Consider the following 15,998-nt stretch of genomic DNA (forward strand, 5'->3'; position numbering starts at 1 on the left):
AGTGCCGAGCGCCGGACGAACGGTGCGGACCGGCCGCGAACCGCGGACGGGTGTCCCTTGAGGAGCGGAGGCGATCCTCCGTAGGCTCACAGCACGCTCATGGGAAAGCCCCTTCCGGGTGATCCAGGAGCCCGTGCCGCCTTCACCGGCACGTCGCACCGATAGGGGAGACATCGATGTCCACTGGCCCGACGCCGAAGCACCACCGATCCCGCACCGCAATCCTCGCCGCCGCCGGCGCACTGGCCGTGGCGGCTCCGTTCGCCGCAGCCGCTCCGGCCGTGGCCGACCCGAACTTCCCCTCGACCGAGGGGAAGACGAACACCTCGAGCATCGCGACGTACGACGACCTCGTCACCGAACTCCAGCGGCTCGAGGACACCGCGCGCTTCGGCGTCGACGTCCAGACGCTCGCGGAGGTCGGGACCGCGGTCTCGACCTCCGAGTCGGGTCGCGACCTGTACGTCGCGACCGTCGGCGACGGGCCTGAGGCCGTCTGGCTGCAGGGTCGCATCCACGGGAACGAGCCCTACGGCACCGAGTCGCTGCTCGCGGTGCTCAAGGAACTCGGCACCAACGGTTCGCCCGACTGGACCCTGCTCCGCGACACGTACACGTTCCACGTGATCCCGATGTACAACCCCGACGGGTCGGAGCTCAACATCCGGCACACGGTCCTGCAGGACGGCTCCGGCACGCGCATCGACCTGAACCGCGACTGGGGCGAGGGCAAGTTCGCGGCCGCCGAGTCGGAGGCGTTCTACGAGTACTGGACGATGGTCGACCCGGCCTTCGCCGTCGACATCCACCACCAGGGGCTGAAGCGCGAGTACGGCACGGGCGACGACGTCACCCTGTCGCTCGGCATCTCGCTCGCACCCGGGGGTCCGACGCTCCCGGGCGTCGAGGGCGGCGCCTACGACGTGCTCACGCGGCAGATGCACGTGCACGTCTACGACGAACTCGCCAAGTACGGGTACGTCAACATGGACCGCTACCAGGTCGGCGGCAGCCTCGAGATCGACATCAAGGGCGGTGTGGTCTCGGCGATGATGCTCGGACTCGACCACGACGGGCTGAACCCCGAGGGCCACAGCAACCCGGCGATCTTCTTCGAGACGAGCGGCAACACGAGCGACGGCAGCCTCGGCCAGAAGGCGCGCGGCAAGTCGATCAAGCAGAACGTGCTCGCGCTGCAGGAGCTCCTGACCGGCATGGCGACCGGCGAGGTGCAGCAGGAGGACCCCGCCCGCTGGGAGGAGATCCCGCACGCTCCGGTGACGGGCTACCAGACCGACACCGGGGTGATCCCCGTTCCGTAGTCGCGTGACGCCGAGGGCCGGGTCGCGTCATGCGACCCGGCCCTTCGCGTGCGTGCGCTCAGGAGTCGGTGCCGGTGCCCCCGTCGTCGTCGCCGTCCTGGTCGCCGAAGCCGGGACGGTCGCCGGGCTCACCCATGCCGGGGCGCCCGCCGCCGGGGGCGAAGCCGTCGCCGTCCCGATCGCCGCCGAAGCCGGGTCCGACGGGAACGCCTGCCCGGTCGCCGCTGACGCCGTTGAACAGTGCGGCGGCGTTGCCCGCGACGAACCCGGCCCCGAAGAAGACGAGCGCGGCCACGAGGGCGCCGACGATGAGCACCCAGACCCGGCGGTACCACGGGGTGCGCTCGTCGACCGGACCCGATCCGTCGTGCGTCGGGGGCGCGGCGGCCGCCGGCGTCGCGGCAGCGGGCCCCGCCGGGTGGAACGGGGGCGGCGTCTGCGCCGCCGGCGGCAGCGGCTCGGTCGGAGCGGTCGGTGGAGCATCCGGCGTCGTCGCCGGGTCGTCGGTGCCGGCGTCCGTGGTCGTGGGCTGGGAGGTCATGATCGGTCCTTCGGGCTTCTCGCGCGGTGCGGGCGCACCGGTATGCGTTCGATGGTCCGCGCGGAGGCTATGCACGGGCTTTGCCCGAGCCCGGTGCCCGCCACGAACCGGGACGTGTTGGGGCAGTTGTTTTTAGTCACTCAAAACAACTGCTACGGTGGAGTCATGCCGACCGAGACCCGAAGCGACGCCGCCGCTGCGCGTCTCCGCGCCGCGGGTCTCAAGGTGACCTCGCCTCGCCTCGCCGTCCTCGACGCCGTCAGCGGCCACGGTCACCTCGACGCCGAAGCCGTGCTCTCGCGCGTCACGGCCACGCTGCCCGGCACGTCGCTGCAGTCGGTCTACAACGTCCTCGGTGCGCTCACCGACGCGGGCCTCCTCCGGCGCATCGAGCCCGCCGAGTCGCCGGCGCTCTACGAGAGCCGCACCGGCGACAACCACCACCATGTGGTGTGCACCCGCTGCCGCGCCGTGGCCGACGTGGACTGCGTCGTCGGCGAGCCGCCCTGCCTCGCGCCGTCCGACAGCGCCGGCTTCGCCATCCACACCGCCGAGGTCACCTTCTGGGGCCTCTGCGCCGACTGCCGGCGGGAGCTCGCCGGCTAGCCCGGCGGCATCCGCTCGCACAGGCGCGCTCGCGCGCCGACCGCCCGCCCGGGGCGGTGCTCGTCGTGCCCGCACGTCGTGCACCGCCGCGCCGCGGCATCCACCCACCGAGAAGAGAAGGACGACATGTCGAACCCTACGACCCCGCCCGTGACGACCACCCAGACCGGCACGCCGGTCGCCAGCGACGCGCACTCGCTCACGGTCGGCGCCGACGGCGCCACGGTGCTGCACGACCGGTACCTCGTCGAGAAGCTCGCCCAGTTCAACCGCGAGCGGATCCCGGAGCGGATCGTCCACGCCAAGGGCGGCGGCGCGTTCGGCCGCTTCGAGGTGACGGCGGATGTCTCGGCCTACACCCGTGCGGCCGTCTTCCAGCCCGGCACCGAGTCCGAGACGCTCCTGCGCTTCTCGTCGGTCGCCGGTGAGCAGGGCTCGCCCGACACCTGGCGCGACGTGCGCGGGTTCTCGCTGAAGTTCTACACGACCGAGGGCAACTACGACATCGTCGGCAACAACACCCCGGTGTTCTTCATCCGCGACGCCATCAAGTTCCCCGACTTCATCCACTCGCAGAAGCGCCTGCCGGGATCGGGCCTCCGCGATGCCGACATGCAGTGGGACTTCTGGACCCTCTCGCCCGAGTCGGCGCACCAGGTCACCTACCTCATGGGCGACCGCGGCCTGCCGAAGTCGTGGCGCGAGATGCAGGGCTACGGCTCGCACACGTACCAGTGGACCAACGCCGATGGCGAGCACTTCTGGGTGAAGTACCACTTCCGCTCGCAGCAGGGCGACCTGCACCTCGACGCCGAGACCGCCGAGGCGATCGCCGGCGCCGACGCCGACTTCTACCGCCGCGACCTGTACGAGGCGATCGAGCGCGGCGACCACCCCAAGTGGGACCTCTTCGTGCAGGTCATGCCGTACGAGGACGCGAAGACGTACCGCTTCAACCCGTTCGACCTCACGAAGGTGTGGCCGCACGCCGACTACCCGCTCATCCCCGTGGGCACGCTGACGCTCGACCGGAACCCGCAGAACTTCTTCGCGGAGATCGAGCAGGCCGCGTTCTCGCCCGCGAACACGGTGCCCGGCATCGCGATCAGCCCCGACAAGATGCTCATGGCGCGCGTGTTCAGCTACCCCGACGCGCAGCGCTACCGGGTCGGCACGAACTACACCCAGCTGCCGGTGAACGCGCCGCACGCGGCCCCCGTGCACACCTACTCGCAGGACGGCGCCGCCCGGTACCACTTCAACGCGCCGACCGCGCCGGTCTACGCGCCGAACTCGGTCGGCGGCCCGGTGGCGTCGGCGGATGCCGCGGGCGAGGGCGGCTGGGAGTCCGACGGCTCGCTCGTCCGCACCGCCTACACGCTGCGCGCCGACGACTCCGACTTCGGCCAGGCCGGCTCGCTCTACCGCGACGTCTACTCGGCCGAGTCCAAGGCGCGCCTGCTCGAGACGCTCTCGGGCCAGGCGAACGCGATCACGGTCGACGACATCCGCGAGCGGTTCTTCCAGTACTGGACCAACGTCGACGCCGGGCTCGGCGCCTCGCTCCGCGAGGCGTACGCCGCGGGCGTGAACGCCGACGCACCGCAGCAGCCGGAGGCCGACGAGGCCGCGGCCTAGCCGCCGCGCCAGGATCGGCACCGCGTCCGGGTCGCGTGGAAGCGCGGCCCGGGCGCCGGCCGAACGGGTCGACGCCGTCATCGGCTCGCCCGGTTCGTGCACCGGTGCCGCGGTCGGCGAACCGGGTCGCTACACCGACGTCGCGTCGTCCTGAGCGAGCACGCCACGGGCGCGATCCGCGAGCCGGGCGAACTCGGCGCGTTCATGCGGGTCGTAGTCCGCGGCGGCGACGCTCGCCACCAGGCGATCGAGCTGGTCCTCGAGCACCCGTCGGTGCTCCGGCCGATTCGCGTGGCGCCCGACGTCGTCGACGAGTTCGAACAGCCGCGTCGCGACGTCGGGGTCGGCTGCGCCGTACCGCCTGACCTGCTGCACGCCCACCTCGACGAGCTCGGCGAACTCGTGCCGCACCGGGATGACGCGCGCGCGGCCGTCCGCGTCCGCATACGCCGCCGGAGCATCGGGGAGGTCCGCGAGCTCGCTCAGGACGGCGGCGATGTGGCTCAGCGCGTGCACGGCCGTCGTCGGATCGTTCACCCCGGGCGAGAGGGCCTTCGCCGCGATGTCGGCGAGCTGCCTCAGCCCGAAGCCGATGTCCTGCGGAGAGGTCCGCTCGTACCCCACCCGGTACGCCTCGACGACGGCGGACTCGAGTGCGGCTCGATCGGCGCGCGTGCCGTGGTCGACGGGGGCATCCGCCGCGGCCGCCGCGTCGCGCTCGGGCCACCACTCAGCGACCGGCGTGCCCTCGATGACGCTCGCGCCCACCTGACGGAGTTCGCGGACGACCGCCGCGTGGTCGCTCGCCGCCTCGACCAGCGCGTCGCGATCGATGCCGGTCACGAAGCCGGATCGACGCGCGAACACGGGCCGGGCGTCGGCGGGTCGTTCGGGCGCCGGCACCGTCGGCCGGTCGTCGGCGCCGACGAGCGCGATCGTCCGCGTCGTCTCGCGGTGCACGTCGCGCAGCATCGTCTCGACGCGCAGTCCACTCGCGAGGTGTGCGAGGAAGAGCACGAGCATGAGCACGCTCGCGAGGGTCAGCGCGTAGGCGATGGTCACCGCGATCCGCGGCACGAACTCGCCGGTGTCCGAGACCGTGCGGAGGACGGTGAGCGCGTACGCGAACGTGCCGAGGAACACCGCGAGCGTCGCGTGCACCATCCGGTCGGACGAGAAGGTGCGCAGCAGACGGGGCGAGGCCTGGTTGCTGGCGAGCTGCAGGGCGACGACGGTGAGCGAGAACGTCAGCGACGTCGCGGTGATCAGCGAGCCCGCGATGGTCGTCAGCACGGCTCGCGCGGCGTCGGTACCGCCGCTGAACAGGATCGCGCCGAGCCACGCCGGGAGGTGCGCGTCGACCGTTGCGTCGAGGATCGGCAACAGGATGCCGGCGAGGACGGCGGCGACGATCGCTCCGACCGGGAGCGGCCAGATCCGGGACGAGATCGACTCGGAGAAGGTGGCCCACCAGCGGCGGGTTCCGTCGGACGTCGGCATCGGCACCTCCCGGACGTCAGCCTACGGGAGGTGCGCGGGCGCCCTACGCCTCGACGAGGGTGCGGCGGATGACGCTCGTGAAGAAGCCGAGCCCGTCGACGCCGGAGCGCGTGGCGGCGGCGACCGTGGCCAGGGCGCGGTCGTCAGCCGGCCGTCGTAGCGTCCCCCGGACGGGGTCCTGCCGCTCGGAGGTGGCGTCGATAGGCTCGCCACCGTGCACGCGCGCTCTCGCGTGCCGTCCGCCGGAATCGCCGCGGGCGCGCTCATCTGCCTCTCCGCATGCACGGCATCCCCGGTCGACGTGGTGGTGCCGAGCAGTTCGGCCGTGCCGACGCCCGCTGCCGCGTGGTCGACGTTCACGACTGCCGACGGACTCGCCTCGTGGCAGCTCCCGGAGGACTGGACAGTGCTGCCGCCGCGCACCGACGCGCAAGGCCAGGTGGACTACGAGGTGCTCGACGCAGAAGGCGCGTCGCGACTGTACTACTCGCACAAGATCTGGGGCCTCGGTGGTCCAGGCTGCGTGCCGGGGTCGATGGAGACATATCCGTATGAACGTCTCGACGAGGTGCCGATGTCGATTCCGCCCGACCAGATCTCGGGGGCGGTTCCAACGGTCGCGTTCGAGGTGCTCGACGCAGGAGACCATGTGATCGCGGGCCTTGGCACGACGACCTCGCAGATCGCCGACGCCGAGACCTGCGAGGACTCTTTGAGCCACATCGTATTCGAGGGCGGCGATGTGGGCGCCGTCAGCTTCTCCGCGCACTCCGAAGACGGGCCGACGGCGCTCGTGATCGACTTCCCGAGCCCGGATGCCGCGCAGGCGTACCTCGAGACGCCCGAGTACCGCACCATCGTGCGCATCATCTCGTCGCTCTCATTCGACCCGGCGTCTGCGACTGGTCCGCGCGCGACGGCGGCGCCGGTCGCGGCGACCCCCGAGACGAGCCCGGTGCCGGACGGAGGGTACGAGATCCAGACGCACGCCGAGTGCGGCACCTTCCCGCTGAACGGACAGACGCTGAGCGTGTCGGGCGGCGACGCGAGCGTGACGACACCCGGGCAGGTGCTGCACGGCAGCCTCTCGCGCATCAGCCGGGCGTGGGAAGTGAACGTCGTCGCGGACGACGGCAACACCACGGTCGTGCTGGATGGCAACGTGCTCGACGGATACTTCCGCGGCGCCGGCGAGTACAGCGGCATCTTCCCCGGCGGTGACGTGGGCTGGACATGCCCGGTCGACGACTTCGTCGTCGTCCCGCTCGGAGGCCCGATCTCCTCCGGCGACATCAGCTGCAGCGCCGAGCAGCTCGATGCGGCGCGGGCGCTGTTCGGTGGAGCGGAGATCGACCGCGAGTTCCGCTACTGTGCGGGCGACTGGATGGCACTCGTGGTGCGTGGATCGGTCGACGCGGTCGCGGTGCATCGCGTCGACGGCGTGTGGCGGCAGGAGGACGTCGACGCCATCTGCGCGCCTCAGTACTTCCCGTCCTCGGATCCGGCCATCGGGCCGTGGCCCGAGGACACGTACACCGGCCCGCTCGATCCGCTGCTCGTATCCATGGTCTGCATCGGCCACTGACGTGCCCACGTCCCGCCGCGCGGTATCGCATCGCGACGCCGACGGTACTCGACCGGGCCGGCCGAGCGTTCCACCGAGTACTCGACGGGGCCGCCCGATCGCGCCCTACGCCTCGACGAGGGTGCGGCGGATGACGCTCGTGAAGAAGCCGAGCCCGTCGACTCCGGAGCGCATGGCGGCGGCGGTGTCGGGACCGAAGCCGGGCTCGACCGCGTGCTCGGGGTGGGGCATGAGGCCGACCACGTTGCCGGCGGCGTTGGTGATGCCCGCGATGTCGCGGAGCGACCCGTTGGGATTCACGCCCACGTAGCGGAACGCCACCCGTCCCTCACCCTCGAGGCGGTCGAGCGCCTCCTCCGAGGCGATGAACCCGCCCTCGCCGTTCTTCAGCGGGATGATGATCTCCTGCCCCGCCTCGAAGTCGGAGGTCCAGGCGGTCGACGCGTTCTCGACGCGGAGGACCTGGTCGCGGCAGATGAACGAGCCGTGGTCGTTGCGGATCAGGCCGCCCTCGAGCAGGTGCGCCTCGGCGAGCATCTGGAAGCCGTTGCAGATGCCGAGGACCGGCATGCCCCGGTTCGCGGCCTCGACGACCTCGGTCATGATCGGGCTGAGCGACGCGATCGCGCCGCAGCGCAGGTAGTCGCCGTAGCTGAACCCGCCGGGCAGGATCAGGGCGTCGACGCCCTCGAGGTCGTGCGAGCCGTGCCACAGCGCGACGGGCTCGCCTCCGGCGAGGCGCACCGCGCGCTGCGCGTCGCGGTCGTCGAGCGAGCCGGGGAAGGTGATGACGCCGATGCGCATGCCTGGAGCCCCCGGCCTCAGTGGGTCTCGCCCGCGGGGGCGTCGTAGCCGTCGTGGTGCTCGGCGGCCTCGCCGGCGAGCTCGGCGTTCGACTGCTCGTAGTGGATGCCGACGACGTCCTCGATGACGGAGTTGGACAGGACGTGCTCCGCGAGCGCCGCGACCTCGGCCCGGACCGCGTCGTCGATTGGGCCCTCGACGGTCAGCTCGAAGCGCTTGCCGACCCGGACCCCGCTGATCGATTCGTGCCCGGTGCGGGAGAGCGCGCCGGCGACGGCCTTCCCCTGCGGGTCGAGCAGTTCGGCCTTGGGCATCACTTCGACGACGATGGTGGGCACCGCGGTTCTCCGTTCGGTGTCGAGGGGTGGATGCCTCGATTCTATCCGCCGTCCGGACGCCGCTCGTCGCCCGACGTAGACTGCGGCCGTGGGCAGCCCCGCGGCACGACGCGAACGGCTCTCGGCCGCCGATGCGTCGAACATCGTGATCGACGCGCCCGATCAGGTCAACGCGTTCCTGATGGCCGGCGTGCTCGCGCCCGGCGGCCCGATCGGCCCCGGCGGCGAGGTGGATCTCCGGGCGCTCCGTGCGGCGCTCGGCGCACTGATCCCGTCGGCGCCGCGGCTCTCGCAGCGGGTCGTGCGCGACGGGCGGCGCCTCGCGTGGGAGCGCGTGCCGGTCGACCTGGAGGCGCATGTGCGACTCGCCGACCCCGTCGACGGGCTCCCCGGGTTGGAGTCGCTCTGCGCCCGCCTGATGGTGACCGCCATGCCCACGGACCGTCCGCTGTGGGAGCTCCTGCTCGTGCCCGGGGCGGGGCGGGACCGTCTGGGCGTCGTCCTGCGCATCCACCACGCGATGGCCGACGGGCTCGCCGCGGTCGGCCTCGTCGAGCTCCTGCTCGGTCCGACCGGAAGCTCGCCGGCGGCGGCGGATGTCGCCGCTCGCGGCGAGGGCGTCGAGCCGACCGCGACCGCGGAGTCCGTCGTGCCGGCGCGACGCGGCCTGCGGGCCCGGTTCCGCATGCTCGCCTCGGGCTGGGAGCGCACGGCCGCGGTGCTCCGTCCCGCCGTGCCGCGCACCATCCTCCTCGGCCCCATCGGCCCTCGGCGCGGCGTGGCGTTCGTCGACGTACCGCTCGAGGCCCTCGCCGCCGGCGCGAGCACGATCGGCGCCACCGTGAACGACGCCCTCCTCGCGGCGGCCGCCGCGGCCGCCGAAGACGCGCTCCGCTCCCGCGGCCGGCCGATCCCGCCCGTGCTCCCGGCGAGCGTGCCCGTCGCGCTCGGCGCGCGGGGCCGCTCGGGGAACGCGGTCGGCGTCATGCTCGTGCCGTTGCCGACGGGCGAGTCGGATGTCACGATGCGTCTCGCCCGGATCGCCGCGCTGACGCGGGCGCGCAAGGCCGACGCCCGTTCGCGCGGCCAGTTCGAGCTCACGCGGACTCGCACCGGCACCGCGCTCTTCCGTCGGCTCGTGCGATTCCAGCGGCTCATCGTCATGTTCGTCACGAACGTGCCGGGGCCGCGCCATCGGCTCGCGCTCGCCGGCGCCCCGCTGGAGCAGGTGTGGCCGGTCTCCGCGATCCAGGGCAACGTGCGGCTCAGCGTCGCCGCGCTGTCGTACGACGGCATGTTGCGGTGCGCGGTCCATTGCGATGCGGATGCCATCCCGGCGACGTCGTTCGCCGTCGTGCTCGGGCGGGAGCTCGAGCGGGTCGCGGCACTCGCCTGAACGCCGTCGCGCTAGGCGGGCTCCGGCATCCGCTCGGAGCGCCGGCGGCGCAGGACGAGGACGAGCAGGGCGGCGGCGGTCGCCTGCAGGAGGACGACGAGCCACACCAACGCGGCGAGCTGGGCGTAGAGCAGGCCGGCGACGGTCGCGCCGGCGAGTGCGCCGACGCCCTGGAAGACCGCGAACCAGCCGTACGCGGATCCGCGTTGGCCCGCCGGGACGAGGTCGGCGACGAGCGCCTTGACCGTCGAGTCCTGGATGCCGGTCGCGAGCCCCCAGACCGCCACGCCGGCCACGACGACGCCGACGCTGCCGCCGAGCGCCATGCCCGGCACGAACGCCGTGAGCACCGGCACCGAGAACAGGATGCCGGCGCCGATGCGGTCGTACGCCCATCCCGTCGCGACCGCACCGATCGCCGCGGTCGCCATGCCGACGGCGTAGACGAGCGGCACGCCCGCGATCGGCACGAGCTCGGCGGCGACGAGGTGGTACGACAGGACGCCGAAGCTCAGCAGGCCGAACGTCGTGAGCGCCGCGAACGTGGCGAAGAGGAGGAAGGTCGCGCGAACGTGGGCGGGGACCGCGCCGAGTCCGGCGAGGAGCGCACCGGGCGACCGGCGTGTTGCGGTCGCCGACGGAGGCGCAGGCGCCGACGGAGGCGCAGGCGCCGACGGAGCCGCGTAGACGCGTGTGTCCGGCACGCGTGCCCGCAGCCAGAACAGGAGCACCATGGCGGTGGCGGCCGGCACGGCGAGCGCCAGGAAGGCGGGCCACAGCTCACCGGTCGCCGCCGCGATGGCCGCGACGACGAGCGGCCCCGCGAACGCCCCGACCTGGTCGAGGAACTTGTGCACCCCGAACGCCCGGCCGCGACCGACCGCCTCCGCGGCATCCGCGAGCAGCACGGTCTTCGCCGGCCCTCGCACGCCCTTGCCGGTGCGCTCGGCCAGGATCAGCCCGCTCGCCGTCGCGAGGGCGGCGGCGCCCAGCGAGGGCGTCAGTGCGAGCAGTGGAACGCTCACGGCGCTCATCGCGTAGCCGGTGATCGAGAAGCCCCAGTACGCGCGGGTGCGGTCGGCCCACGGGCCCGTCACGAGCCGCAGCACCAGCGCCACGGCCGTCGCCGTCCCGGTGATGGCGCCGACGAGCGCCGCGGACGCCCCGAGCTGCTGCAGCAGGGCGCCGCCGACCGAGATGGCCCCATCGGAGACCATGTCGATGAACAGGCTCACGAAGCCGAGCCCGAGCACCATCGACCACGGGCGCAGCCCCGGTACGCGGGCTCGGTCCGTGCCTGTCATGCGCGCCGCTCGAGCTGCGGTGCCCGCGTCACGCCGACCTCAGTCGCGCGTGAGCGCCCGGACGATCGCACCTATGCCGACGAGGAGCGCCACGCCGGCCGCAGCCGCGAGTCCGAGAACCAGCGCCGGGTTCTCGCGGTACTTGTCCTGAATCCAGTCCGACGCGTCGTCGATGAACTCGCCCGCGTCGTCCACGGCGTCGGCGGCGAGCGCCTTCGCCTGGCTCGCGGCGTCGGCGGCCGCGGCGGTCGCCTTGCTCGCGGCCTCCGATGCCGCGGCCGTGGCCTTGCTCGCGGCCTCCGACGCCGCGGCCGTGGCCTTGCCGATCGCGTCGCTCGCGGCGTCCGCGAGGTCGTCGATCCGGTCGCCCGCGTCGTCCGCCGCCGCATCCGCCGCTGCCATCGCGTTCTCCACGGCCTCCTCGACGCGGTCGTCGAGGTCGGCGGTCTTCTTGTCGGTCGCATCCGTCATGGAACATCCCTTCCATCGGTGTCGCGTGTGGTGGGCCATGCTACGCGCGACGTGTTCCGGGCGCGTGAACGCGCCGGAGGGATTGCCGAGGGGTGCGTCGCGTGCTAGCCGCGCGAGGTCCCCGACCCGAGCCCCGCCCGCTCCGCGAGCACACTTCGCGGTCCACCTCGCGCGCGGCGTCGAGCTGGAGTGCACGTGGCCGACGCGCGCGCACGCGATGCCTCCGGTGTACCCCCATCGATGGGCGGGGATGACCCCGATGCGGGAGCCGCGGCCGCCGACGATGATCCGGCCATGAAACCCCTCGCACAGGTCCTCGCCGCCATCGAGGCGCTGACACTCCTGGTGATCGGCGTGCTCGAGACCTTCTTCCACCGCCGCCCCGAGTTGCATCCGATCTTCCTGATCGAGCCCGACGAATACGATGCCGTCGCGCTCTGGACGCGGAATGTCGGCGTGTACAACATGCTGATGGGCGTCGCGGTCGTCGCCGGACTCGTCCTGGTGAGCCGGGCGAGGGTCGGTGAGGGGCGTGCCATCATCCTCACGGTCTCCGCCATGCACGTGGTCCTCGGCGTCTCGCTCGTCATCACCGCGCCGGAGCTCTGGCTCTCTGCGGTGTTCGAGTCCGGACTCGCACTCGCCGTGATCCTCGCGATCGTGCTCGGCGAGCCCAGTCGTGCCGTTCCGGCGCCGACCGCCGCGTCCCCCGCTACCCCAGCCCCGCCCGCTCCGCGAGCACCTCGCGGAGCGCCTCGCGCGTGACGTCGAGCCCGCGGTGCACCTCCTCGAAGCTCGTCGACAGCGGCGCGAGGCCGATCCGCAGCCCGCCGACGTCGCGGTAGTCGGGGATCACGTCGCGCTGCCAGAGCCGGGCGGTGACCTCGCGCATGGCGTCGTGCTGGAGGATCACGTGCCCGCCGCGCTCCTCGGCCTCGCGCGGGGACCCGACCGTGACGCCGAGCGGAGCGAGCCACTCGTCGGCGAGCTCGATCGCGTACGCGGTGAGCGCGACCGACTTCGCGCGGATGGCCGGCATCCCGACGTCCTCGATCATGGCGAGCGTCTCCTGCATCGCGATCATCCCGGTGATCGGGGAGGTGCCGCTGACGAACCGGCGGATGCCGGACGCGGGCACGTACTCGGGGCCCATCGCGAACAGGTCGGCCGTGCCGAACCAGCCCTGGATCGGCTGGCGCAGCACCTGCTGCAGGTCGTCGCGCACGTACGCGAACGCGGGGGAGCCCGGCCCGCCGTTGAGGTACTTGTAGGTGCACCCGACGGCGAGGTCGAATTCCCAGTTGTCGGCGTGCACGGGCACGGAGCCGGCCGAGTGGCAGAGGTCCCAGAGGATGAGGGCGCCGGCGTCGTGCGCGATGCGCGTGAGTTCCTGCGCGTCGGCGAGGTAGGCGGACCGGTACGAGACGTGGTTCACGACGACGAGCGCCGTGTGCGGGCCGGCGACCTCGGCGAGCTGCTCGGGCGTGACGCCGCCCTCGAGGTCGACGTCGATCCAGCGGAGCCGGCAGCCGGTCTCGTGCGCGATGCCCTCGAGCACGTACCGGTCGGTCGGGAAGTTGTCGCGATCGACGACGATCTCGCGGCGCTGCGGGTCGCGAGCGATCTGCGCGTCGACGGCGGCGCGCGCGAGCTTGTAGAGCAGCACGGTCGTCGAGTCGCCGATGACGGTCTGGCCGGCCTTCGCCTCGATCACCGCGCGGCCGATGCGGTCGCCGATCTCGTAGGGCAGCTGGAGCCACGACTCGTCCCAGCCGCGGATCAGTCGTCCGCCCCACTCCTCGCGCAGGAAACGCTCGACGCGTTCGATCGCGGCGACCGGCGGGCGCCCGAGCGAGTTGCCGTCGAAGTAGACGAGGTCGGTGTCGGCGCCGACGAAGCGCTTGCGCAGGTGCGCGAGGCCGTCGGCGCGGTCCTGGCGGCGGGCGTAGGCGAGCAGCGAGTCCATGTTCAGCGGAGCTCCAGTTCCTCGGTGGGCACGAGGCGCGCGGTGGCGAGCCATCGTGCGACGGCGTCGGGGTCGACGAGGTCGTCGTCGGCGGGGGCGGGGTCGGGGACGAAGGTCGCGACGCCGGCGTCCGCCCAGCCGGGCGACGCGTCGGGCCACGGGTCGGCGAGGGCCGCGATGACGTCGGATGCCGCGAGCCCGGCCCGCACGAGCGCGGCGACCTCGGCGGGGTTCACGCCCGGTTCCAGTTCGCCGTTGCCCGCGTCGGTGCCGTAGAGCACGCGCCCACCGGCCGCGTGGAAGCGGCGGACGTTGTCGATGGCGGTCTCGGCGACGGAGGCGTCGTCGCGCACGTGGATCGCGAGCGTCGAGATCCACGCCTGGCCCGCGGCCACGGCGCGCGCGATCACGTCGTCGTCGAGCCGCTGGGTGAAGGGCGCGTGCACGAGCACCTCCGCGCCGGCGTCGATCGCGAGTTCGGCCATCCCCGCCCCTTCGGCGTGCACGGCGACCGGGAGTCCGGCGGCATGGGCCGCTGAGATGACCGCGTCGAGCGTCGCCCGGTCGAAGACGGGTCCGGTGGTCGAGTTCAGCGCGACCTTGACGACGGATGCCCCGAACCGCCGCTGCTCGTCGACCGCCGTCTCAACGGGGCTGCTGAGCGCGTGATGCCGCTGCTCGCGCTGGTCCTCGGCGTCTCCGGAGACGGGGTCGAGCTCGCGCACGCTTCCGCTCGGGGCCCACGGGCGCCCGGACGGGTAGCCGCCGCGGGCCGTGAGGAACGCGCCGGCGTATCGTACGCGGGGCAGCCCGTCGGCGCGGGCGATCGTCGCGACCGCGCCGGGGTCGGCGCCGAGGTCGACGACCGCCGCGATGCCGCGAGCGACGGCGGGCGCGGCATCCGACAGCTGCAGGTGAACGTGGTGGTCGATGAACGGCGGCAGCATCGTGCCGGTCTCGCCGGGGTGGGCGCCGTTCAGGGAGCGCCGGACGCGGCGTGCGAGCGGGCCGAGCGGCTCGGACGCGGTGGGGTTCGCGGCATCCGTCATCGCGCTCACCCGGGGATCTCGGTGCGCACCGCGTACAGCTCGGGGAAGAACGTCAGCTCGAGCGCGCGCTTGAGGAACGGCGCGCCGCTCGACCCGCCGGTGCCCGTCTTCGAGCCGATGATGCGCTCGACGGTCTTCAGGTGCCGGAAGCGCCAGAGCTGGAAGTTGTCCTCGAGGTCGACGAGCTCCTCGCACGTCTCGTATGCGGCCCAGTTGTGCTCGGGGTCGGCGTAGATCGCCGCGAACACCGGCACGAGGTCCTCGTGGAACGTCCAGGCCCTGGTCACGTCGCGCTCGAGCACGTCGGCGGGGATGTCGTACCCGGCCCGGGCGAGCAGGCGCAGGAACTCGTCGTACAGGCTCGGCGACTCCAGGGCGCGGCGCACGATCGCGCTCGCCGCGGCGTCGGCCTCGAAGACCTGCAGCATCTTGGCGTTCTTGTTGCCGAGCGTGAACTCGACCGCTCGGTACTGGTACGACTGGAAGCCGGACGCGTTGCCGAGCACGCCGCGGAACTGCGCGTACTCGCTCGGGGTGAGCGTCGCGAGCACCGACCACTGCTCGGTCAGCGTCTTCTGGATGTGCTTCACGCGTGCGATGCACTTCAGCGCCGGTGCGAGGTCGTCGGCGCGCATGAGCTCGCACGCGGTCTCGAGCTCGTGCAGCACGAGCTTCAGCCAGAGCTCGGTGGTTTGGTGCTGGATGATGAAGAGGAGCTCGTCGTGGTGCTCGGGTCGCGAGATCGGCCGCTGTGCGGCGAGCAGCGTGTCGAGGTCGAGGTACCCGCCGTAGCTCATGCGGTCGCTGAAGTCGGTGACGACGGATGCCTCGATGCGTCGGGTGTTCGCCTCGACGCCCTGCTCGTCGGCCTCGGTCGTCGGGTCGTCGTTCGGTGCTGCCACGCGGCCAGCCTAGCCATCGGGACCGTGCGGCCGTCAGGCCCGTCCTGCCCGCTGGGTCCGGGGACCCGGACGCGGACGGCGGGCCGTGAGCGCGGTCGCCGGGATCCGGCCGTCGGGGGTCGGGCGTAGGGTCGTGCCATGCCCGAGGAGTACCGGTTCACCGCGGTCGTGTACCGATGGGAGGAGCGCGCCGCCGACTCGTGGTTCTTCGTCGACGTTCCCGAGGAACTGTCCGAGGAGATCAGGGATCGCCCTCGGATGCCGCGCGGCTTCGGGTCGGTCCGGGTGTCGGCCACCATCGGCGCGACCACGTGGCGCACCTCGATCTTCCCCGGCCGGCAGCGGTACGCCCTGCCCCTGAAGCGAGCCGTCCGCGACGCGGAGCGCATCGGGGCGGGCGAGACGGTCGACGTGCACCTCGAGACGCTCGAATAGCGACTCGACGGCGTGGGAACGGGTGCGGCGGGCATCCCCCGGAGCAGGGCACCCACCCCGTGCCCGCCGCACCGACGCCCCTCCCCCGAGTGGGCGCGCGTCTCCCGCCTAGGGAAGCGGAGTCGACACTCCGTATCCTAT

The 15,998-nt window shown here is 72.6% G+C and carries 17 protein-coding genes; 7 read left to right on the forward strand and 10 right to left on the reverse strand.

Translation table 11 applies throughout. The annotated features are described in order from the left end of the window. Positions 1-176 precede the first annotated feature (176 nt). The gene (locus tag ACSJD1_RS02355) at positions 177-1,322 is read left to right on the forward strand and encodes a M14 family zinc carboxypeptidase (RefSeq protein WP_438853706.1); all 1,146 of its coding nucleotides are present in this window, start codon (positions 177-179) and stop codon (positions 1,320-1,322) included. Positions 1,323-1,380: 58 nt separating this feature from the next. On the opposite strand, the gene ACSJD1_RS02360 is transcribed toward ACSJD1_RS02355, so the two are convergent. Next, positions 1,381-1,863 (reverse strand): hypothetical protein, encoded by a 483-nt coding sequence (locus ACSJD1_RS02360; protein ID WP_438853707.1) that lies wholly within the window; start codon positions 1,861-1,863, stop codon positions 1,381-1,383. Positions 1,864-2,028: 165 nt separating this feature from the next. Here ACSJD1_RS02360 and ACSJD1_RS02365 point away from each other — a divergent pair, with 165 nt between their 5' ends. Beyond that, positions 2,029-2,469, forward strand: coding sequence for a Fur family transcriptional regulator (locus ACSJD1_RS02365; RefSeq protein ID WP_438853708.1), 441 nt, complete (start codon positions 2,029-2,031; stop codon positions 2,467-2,469). A 126-nt stretch (positions 2,470-2,595) separates the two neighbouring features. Then, positions 2,596-4,107 carry a catalase gene (locus tag ACSJD1_RS02370; protein WP_438853709.1) on the forward strand — a complete coding sequence of 504 codons (1,512 nt, stop codon included), beginning with the start codon at positions 2,596-2,598 and terminating at the stop codon, positions 4,105-4,107. A 129-nt stretch (positions 4,108-4,236) separates the two neighbouring features. On the opposite strand, the gene ACSJD1_RS02375 is transcribed toward ACSJD1_RS02370, so the two are convergent. Together ACSJD1_RS02375 and ACSJD1_RS02380 are read right to left on the reverse strand one after the other, a co-directional pair. Further along, positions 4,237-5,607 (reverse strand): DUF2254 domain-containing protein, encoded by a 1,371-nt coding sequence (locus ACSJD1_RS02375; RefSeq protein ID WP_438853710.1) that lies wholly within the window; start codon positions 5,605-5,607, stop codon positions 4,237-4,239. Between the two features lie 43 nt (positions 5,608-5,650). After that, the gene (locus ACSJD1_RS02380) at positions 5,651-5,827 is read right to left on the reverse strand and encodes a hypothetical protein (RefSeq protein WP_438853711.1); all 177 of its coding nucleotides are present in this window, start codon (positions 5,825-5,827) and stop codon (positions 5,651-5,653) included. Between ACSJD1_RS02380 and ACSJD1_RS02385 the strand changes: the two genes are divergently transcribed. Then, the gene (locus ACSJD1_RS02385) at positions 5,822-7,192 is read left to right on the forward strand and encodes a hypothetical protein (protein WP_438853712.1); all 1,371 of its coding nucleotides are present in this window, start codon (positions 5,822-5,824) and stop codon (positions 7,190-7,192) included. The genes ACSJD1_RS02380 and ACSJD1_RS02385 overlap by 6 nt on opposite strands. A gap of 105 nt (positions 7,193-7,297) precedes the next feature. On the opposite strand, the gene purQ is transcribed toward ACSJD1_RS02385, so the two are convergent. Together purQ and purS are read right to left on the reverse strand one after the other, a co-directional pair. Next, the gene (purQ, locus tag ACSJD1_RS02390; protein WP_438853713.1) at positions 7,298-7,996 is read right to left on the reverse strand and encodes a phosphoribosylformylglycinamidine synthase subunit PurQ; all 699 of its coding nucleotides are present in this window, start codon (positions 7,994-7,996) and stop codon (positions 7,298-7,300) included. Positions 7,997-8,013: 17 nt separating this feature from the next. Further along, entirely contained in the window at positions 8,014-8,334 is a 321-nt protein-coding gene (gene purS / locus ACSJD1_RS02395) for a phosphoribosylformylglycinamidine synthase subunit PurS (protein ID WP_438853714.1), read from the reverse strand. A gap of 88 nt (positions 8,335-8,422) precedes the next feature. Here purS and ACSJD1_RS02400 point away from each other — a divergent pair, with 88 nt between their 5' ends. Next, positions 8,423-9,730, forward strand: coding sequence for a wax ester/triacylglycerol synthase domain-containing protein (locus ACSJD1_RS02400; protein ID WP_438853715.1), 1,308 nt, complete (start codon positions 8,423-8,425; stop codon positions 9,728-9,730). 11 nt (positions 9,731-9,741) lie between these two features. Here the strand turns inward: ACSJD1_RS02400 and ACSJD1_RS02405 are convergent, their stop codons facing one another. Then, entirely contained in the window at positions 9,742-11,034 is a 1,293-nt protein-coding gene (locus tag ACSJD1_RS02405) for an MFS transporter (protein ID WP_438853716.1), read from the reverse strand. Positions 11,035-11,073: 39 nt separating this feature from the next. Continuing rightward, positions 11,074-11,505: a hypothetical protein gene (locus ACSJD1_RS02410; protein ID WP_438853717.1), complete on the reverse strand. Its 432-nt coding sequence runs from the start codon at positions 11,503-11,505 to the stop codon at positions 11,074-11,076. A 294-nt stretch (positions 11,506-11,799) separates the two neighbouring features. On the opposite strand from ACSJD1_RS02410, the gene ACSJD1_RS02415 reads away from it, so the two are divergent. Then, positions 11,800-12,270 carry a DUF1304 family protein gene (locus ACSJD1_RS02415; RefSeq protein ID WP_438853718.1) on the forward strand — a complete coding sequence of 157 codons (471 nt, stop codon included), beginning with the start codon at positions 11,800-11,802 and terminating at the stop codon, positions 12,268-12,270. On the opposite strand, the gene ACSJD1_RS02420 is transcribed toward ACSJD1_RS02415, so the two are convergent. Genes ACSJD1_RS02420 through kynA form a run of 3 tightly spaced genes read right to left on the reverse strand, consistent with a single transcriptional unit; the run spans position 12,218 to position 15,422 of the window. After that, positions 12,218-13,471 carry a kynureninase gene (locus tag ACSJD1_RS02420; protein ID WP_438853719.1) on the reverse strand — a complete coding sequence of 418 codons (1,254 nt, stop codon included), beginning with the start codon at positions 13,469-13,471 and terminating at the stop codon, positions 12,218-12,220. The two genes, ACSJD1_RS02415 and ACSJD1_RS02420, sit on opposite strands and share 53 nt — an antisense overlap. Before the next feature lie 2 nt (positions 13,472-13,473). Continuing rightward, positions 13,474-14,520 (reverse strand): amidohydrolase family protein, encoded by a 1,047-nt coding sequence (locus ACSJD1_RS02425; RefSeq protein ID WP_438854109.1) that lies wholly within the window; start codon positions 14,518-14,520, stop codon positions 13,474-13,476. Positions 14,521-14,525: 5 nt separating this feature from the next. After that, positions 14,526-15,422, reverse strand: coding sequence for a tryptophan 2,3-dioxygenase (gene kynA / locus ACSJD1_RS02430; protein WP_438853720.1), 897 nt, complete (start codon positions 15,420-15,422; stop codon positions 14,526-14,528). Between the two features lie 138 nt (positions 15,423-15,560). Between kynA and ACSJD1_RS02435 the strand changes: the two genes are divergently transcribed. Further along, the gene (locus ACSJD1_RS02435) at positions 15,561-15,857 is read left to right on the forward strand and encodes a DUF1905 domain-containing protein (protein ID WP_438853721.1); all 297 of its coding nucleotides are present in this window, start codon (positions 15,561-15,563) and stop codon (positions 15,855-15,857) included. Positions 15,858-15,998: the final 141 nt, after the last annotated feature.

The sequence above is a fragment of the Agromyces excoecariae genome (genome assembly GCF_051715505.1).
In the GTDB taxonomy this organism is placed as follows: Bacteria; Actinomycetota; Actinomycetes; order Actinomycetales; family Microbacteriaceae; genus Agromyces.

What these genes read in the sequence shown, in the direction of transcription:
- ACSJD1_RS02355 (WP_438853706.1), top strand. Translation starts at nt 177, where the DNA reads ATGTCCACTGGCCCGACGCCGAAGCACCACCGATCCCGCACCGCAATC.
- ACSJD1_RS02360 (WP_438853707.1), bottom strand. Translation starts at nt 1,863, where the DNA reads ATGACCTCCCAGCCCACGACCACGGACGCCGGCACCGACGACCCGGCG.
- ACSJD1_RS02365 (WP_438853708.1), top strand. Translation starts at nt 2,029, where the DNA reads ATGCCGACCGAGACCCGAAGCGACGCCGCCGCTGCGCGTCTCCGCGCC.
- ACSJD1_RS02370 (WP_438853709.1), top strand. Translation starts at nt 2,596, where the DNA reads ATGTCGAACCCTACGACCCCGCCCGTGACGACCACCCAGACCGGCACG.
- ACSJD1_RS02375 (WP_438853710.1), bottom strand. Translation starts at nt 5,607, where the DNA reads ATGCCGACGTCCGACGGAACCCGCCGCTGGTGGGCCACCTTCTCCGAG.
- purQ (WP_438853713.1), bottom strand. Translation starts at nt 7,996, where the DNA reads ATGCGCATCGGCGTCATCACCTTCCCCGGCTCGCTCGACGACCGCGAC.
- ACSJD1_RS02405 (WP_438853716.1), bottom strand. Translation starts at nt 11,034, where the DNA reads ATGACAGGCACGGACCGAGCCCGCGTACCGGGGCTGCGCCCGTGGTCG.
- ACSJD1_RS02410 (WP_438853717.1), bottom strand. Translation starts at nt 11,505, where the DNA reads ATGACGGATGCGACCGACAAGAAGACCGCCGACCTCGACGACCGCGTC.
- ACSJD1_RS02415 (WP_438853718.1), top strand. Translation starts at nt 11,800, where the DNA reads ATGAAACCCCTCGCACAGGTCCTCGCCGCCATCGAGGCGCTGACACTC.
- ACSJD1_RS02420 (WP_438853719.1), bottom strand. Translation starts at nt 13,471, where the DNA reads ATGGACTCGCTGCTCGCCTACGCCCGCCGCCAGGACCGCGCCGACGGC.
- ACSJD1_RS02425 (WP_438854109.1), bottom strand. Translation starts at nt 14,520, where the DNA reads ATGACGGATGCCGCGAACCCCACCGCGTCCGAGCCGCTCGGCCCGCTC.
- ACSJD1_RS02435 (WP_438853721.1), top strand. Translation starts at nt 15,561, where the DNA reads ATGCCCGAGGAGTACCGGTTCACCGCGGTCGTGTACCGATGGGAGGAG.